We start from the raw sequence: 4,481 nt of genomic DNA on the forward strand, positions 1-4,481 counted from the left end.
CGTTTGGCGCAACCAAAGTCACTGAAGTTCCTTCGGCTCCGGCACGACCTGTACGGCCGATACGGTGAACGTATGATTCTGGGTCTTGTGGAATATCGAAGTTATAAACGTGACTAACGTCCTTAACATCAAGTCCACGGGCAGCAACATCGGTTGCAACCAACAAGTTGATTTCATGAGCCTTGAATTGGTCCAAGACACGTGAACGCATTTGTTGAGTCAAGTCACCGTGCAAACCAGCGGCACGGTAACCACGAGCTTCCAAACCACGAGCCAATTCTTCAACTCGACGCTTTGTCCGGCCGAAGACGATTCCCAAGAATGGTTCTTGGATATCGATTGTCCGTGTCAAAGCATCAAACTTTTCTTCGTTACGAACACGAATAAAGAATTGGTCAACTAAATCAGTCGTTAATTGCTTGGCCTTGATTTGTACGTATTCGGGATTAGTCATGAACTTCATTCCGATACGCTTGATTGATTCTGGCATTGTTGCAGAGAACAACAATGTTTGACGGCTGTCAGGAACTTGGGCAATGATGGCTTCGATGTCATCCAAGAATCCCATGTTCAACATTTCGTCGGCTTCATCCAAGACCAAAGTCTTAACACCGTTCAACTTAGCAGTCTTACGGTTGATGTGGTCTAACAAACGTCCTGGTGTTCCCACCAAGATTTGTGGACGTGACTTCAAGCCCTTGATTTGGGCACGGATGTCTGATCCACCAAAGACAACTTGAACGTTGACTGACTTGTCTTGTCCCAACTTCTTCAATTCTTCAGCCGTTTGGATGGCCAATTCACGAGTTGGTGAGATAATTACTGCTTGGATATTAGGGTTATCTAAATCGATATGTTCCAAGATTGGCAAACCAAAGGCAGCTGTCTTACCAGTTCCTGTTTGCGCTTGTCCGATAACGTCCTTACCTGCTAAGGTCAATGGAATCGTCTTTTCTTGAATGGGTGTTGCTTCAACATAGCCGTGTGTAGTGATGGCCTGTAAAATGGCTTGTGACAAACCGAGTTCGCTAAACTTCAAAATTAATCTCCTTTTTGCGCACTGGATAAGCGCGCATTGACCCCTGTGGGTCGTGCATAACTAACGTGCTACCAGCACGTCAAAAAATCGCCAAGCAGTTTATAGTCTAGCTGGGCTGACTGTTTCTTAACTAGGTACAATCGTACCAGTTAAGACTTGGTAAAGTTCATGGGATAAGCCCTCAAAGGTGTGCCCATGGTAATACTGATTAGCCAAAAGAATCACAGCATCTTGTCCATTCTTTCCAAGAACAATTGATGGTTCATAACCATTAAAAATTCCATGGGAAGTGTAAACATTATTATACCGATACAAACCGCCGGTATAATGTGCAGGTAAATGTTGGCTCAGCAAGGTCAAGTGCTTCTTATCCATCTCGTCATGGAAAAAGAGCCAATATAACCGATAAAGCATTCCAGCCGACATGGCATAGTTACCAGTCCCGGTTTCTCGTTGGTATTCTTCTTCTGTTGCACCAGTTGGCATCGACAGGTCCTCTTGGTAGCCCAGAGCTGCCTTAGGGTCCTTAACGAACTGGCTACGGTTTTCAACATTGAGGTGGTACTTTTTATTAAAGTAATTATTTGTCAACGTCTCATAAGACTGGCCAGTGATTTTCATTAAAATCCCCGCCAGCAACCGATAATTAATCGGTTGGTACGACCAACCCGAACCGCTTCCAACAGCTGTTCCGGTTAAGACAGCATGGTCAGCAGAAAACTGAGCGTTGTCTTCGTCAGAAGTAAATGTCGTTGGTTGTTCTTTTTGTTGCAATCCCGAAGTCATGGTTAACAGGTCACGAATTGTGATTTCACCTGCATTAGGCACATTCGGATAAAACTTGTCCAAGTGGTCATCATAGGATAGCTGCTTATTGTCCACAGCCTGTCCAACTAAAATCGCCGTCAGTAATTTGGCTGACGATGCAATTTGATAAACTGTCTGAGAACTATTGTGCCACTCTTTGCCAGAATTAGCAAAGCTATATCCTTGATTTAAGACAATTTTCCCATTTTTGACCACTAAAGCTGTTCCAGTAAAGTTGTTAGCTTTCAATTTCTGGTCAATCTCTTGAGCTTTTTTTGTCTGTGGTTGCACATCTAACTTTAAATTATTAACCGCCGTTACTTCAAAAACTTTTTTCTTAGCCACCGGCACTGGTTTTGGGCCAACGTTTATCCGTGATAAAGCAAGTGTTCCCAAGAAGCAAATTAAAATTAAAATCGTCGTTGTCAGTGCGAGCCAGTGATCCTTGACCCAAAGTGATTTGACTTTCTCGGGAAAAATATCAACCCGTTTGCGCATACTTCCCCCTATTTAATTCTGATTGGCAATGATTTTATCTAAAACTTTTTCCAAATGAATCCCGTGACTTGCCTTCAAAAAGAGGCAATCATTGGCCTGCAACCGCTGATTAAGGTCATCAGTCAATTGGTCAATTTCGTTTTTTTGATAATTATAAATCTTTGTCTGACTTAAATCAGATTTTAATAGGGCTGGACCTAAGTTGTTAACCATCAAGTCACCAACTAAGTAAACTGCCTTTGGTTGAGCAGCTAAAACCGCATCTTTTAGGCCGGCATGCAACGCCGGACCTTGGTCACCCAATTCCAGCATATCACCCAAAACAACAACTAAGTCTTGAGTTTCTTCTTGTGCTAGAGCCTGTAAAACTTCTTTTGTTGCTGTTGGATTAGCGTTATACACATCGGAAATAACCAGAGCTCCATTTTGAGCAGTAAGCATTTGAGTACGATTCTTTGTTAACGCAAAATTTTTCAAGGCCGTTGCAATCGTCTCCAAATTTAAGCCGAAAGCTTGGCCGACACGAATTGCTGATAGGGCATTCCTAACATTATACCGACCTAGCAGAGGAATTGCAAATTTTTGACCTTGATCAACAAATTTAGTCTCTTTTAAAGTCTCTTGACAGTTGGTTGGTTCAGGACCAAATGTTTTCGTCTCTGCCGGCAATTCACTAGCCTCAGTTAGCAGTGGTTCATCTGCAGGAATTAACAGCAAACCACCCGATTTTAGGCCAGCTGTAATTTCCAACTTGGCTTTGGCAATATTAGCTCGAGTGTGGAAAAACTCCAAATGGGCCTCACCAATCATGGTGATTATCGCCACATCTGGTCGGGCTAATTGAGAAAGAAAGGTTAATTGACCAGGACGATCCATTCCCATTTCTAAGACCAGAACCTCAGTATTTTCTGGCATTGATAAGATTGTGACCGGTAAGCCAATTTCATTATTAAAATTTTCTGGCGTTTTAAAGGTTTGATACTTTTGTGCTAGAATTGCCGCCACCATATCTTTCGTAGTGGTTTTACCGTTAGAACCAGTAATAGCAACAACCTTTGGACTAACCTCAGCAAGATAAGCCTTGGCAAGGTCCTGCAACCCAACCAAGGTATCAGCAACACTGACCGCTGGCAATACCGCACCAACCTGGTGGTCATCTTGAACGAGGGCGGCAACCGCCCCGGCTTTCTTGGCCTGGTCAAGGTAGGCGTGGCCATCATTTTCGCCAACTAGGGCGACAAATAAATCACCAGGTTGAACTTGGCGTGAATCAAAGGCCACCCCAGTAATCACGGGGTTTTCAAATCCTTGGATTTTCCCCTGGGTTGCCTGAGCAACTGTTTTTAAAGAAAGATTCATCAGCTTGTCTCCCTAAGCTTTTATTTGGCTGAGTTCATTTTTTGTAAAACGGTAATCGTTTCAATATGGGCCGTCTGTGGAAACTGATCGACAGGAACGACAGGTCCCTTAACTTTATAACCCTGGTCTAAGAACAAGGCAACATCTCGTGCCGCAGTTACGGGGTTACATGAGACATAGACAACTCGGTCAGGACCCATTTGAGCCGTCTTTTCAATTAACTGTGGTGTCAGACCTCGGCGCGGTGGATCAACGAAAACAACATCCGGTCGGATGCCTTCAGCTTGCCATTCGGCAAACTGGTCAGGGGCATCTCGTTCAATATAGGTCGCATTTTCAATACCATTCAATGCCAAGTTTTGCTTAGCATCAACCACAGCACCGGGGACAACTTCAACCCCGATGACCTCTTTTACCCGGTCGGCAACCGAAATTCCAATTGTTCCAATGCCGGCATAGGCATCAACGACCGTATCCGTTGATTTTAGGTCAGCTAAATCGGCGGCCTTTTGGTATAACTTTTCCGTCATAACTGGATTCACCTGGTAGAAAGAATTTGGCCCAATTAAGAACTTCTTACCTAACAAAGTATCTTCGATGGCGGGTTGCCCGGCCAAAACCCGGTTATTCGCACTCAGCAAAACATAGTCCTTTTTAGGAGCATAATTTAAAATTAACGATGTCAAATCTGGTAAAGCCGCCTGAATTTCTGCCACTAACCCAGGTTCATCAACTAATTCCGCCTCATTGGTTACCAAGACCACCATCAATTGATGGC

Annotated in this window: 4 protein-coding genes; all 4 read right to left on the reverse strand. The window is 43.8% G+C overall.

Annotated elements, in window-relative coordinates; translation table 11 throughout:
- On the reverse strand, positions 1-1,039 hold a 1,039-nt coding region (locus AOQ29_RS03530), incomplete at its 3' end, for a DEAD/DEAH box helicase (protein WP_275936574.1).
- Between the two features lie 126 nt (positions 1,040-1,165).
- On the reverse strand, positions 1,166-2,344 hold the full coding sequence (locus tag AOQ29_RS03535; RefSeq protein WP_061993161.1) for a serine hydrolase domain-containing protein: 1,179 nt from the start codon (positions 2,342-2,344) through the stop codon (positions 1,166-1,168).
- A 12-nt stretch (positions 2,345-2,356) separates the two neighbouring features.
- Positions 2,357-3,703 (reverse strand): UDP-N-acetylmuramoyl-tripeptide--D-alanyl-D-alanine ligase, encoded by a 1,347-nt coding sequence (locus tag AOQ29_RS03540; protein ID WP_061993162.1) that lies wholly within the window; start codon positions 3,701-3,703, stop codon positions 2,357-2,359.
- 20 nt (positions 3,704-3,723) lie between these two features.
- Positions 3,724-4,481, reverse strand: a 758-nt coding sequence (gene rlmD / locus AOQ29_RS07930) for a 23S rRNA (uracil(1939)-C(5))-methyltransferase RlmD (RefSeq protein WP_083989261.1), incomplete at its 5' end; no start/stop codon positions are given.

It is taken from the genome of Fructobacillus ficulneus, assembly GCF_001047075.2.
GTDB classification, from domain to species: domain Bacteria; phylum Bacillota; class Bacilli; order Lactobacillales; family Lactobacillaceae; genus Fructobacillus; species Fructobacillus ficulneus.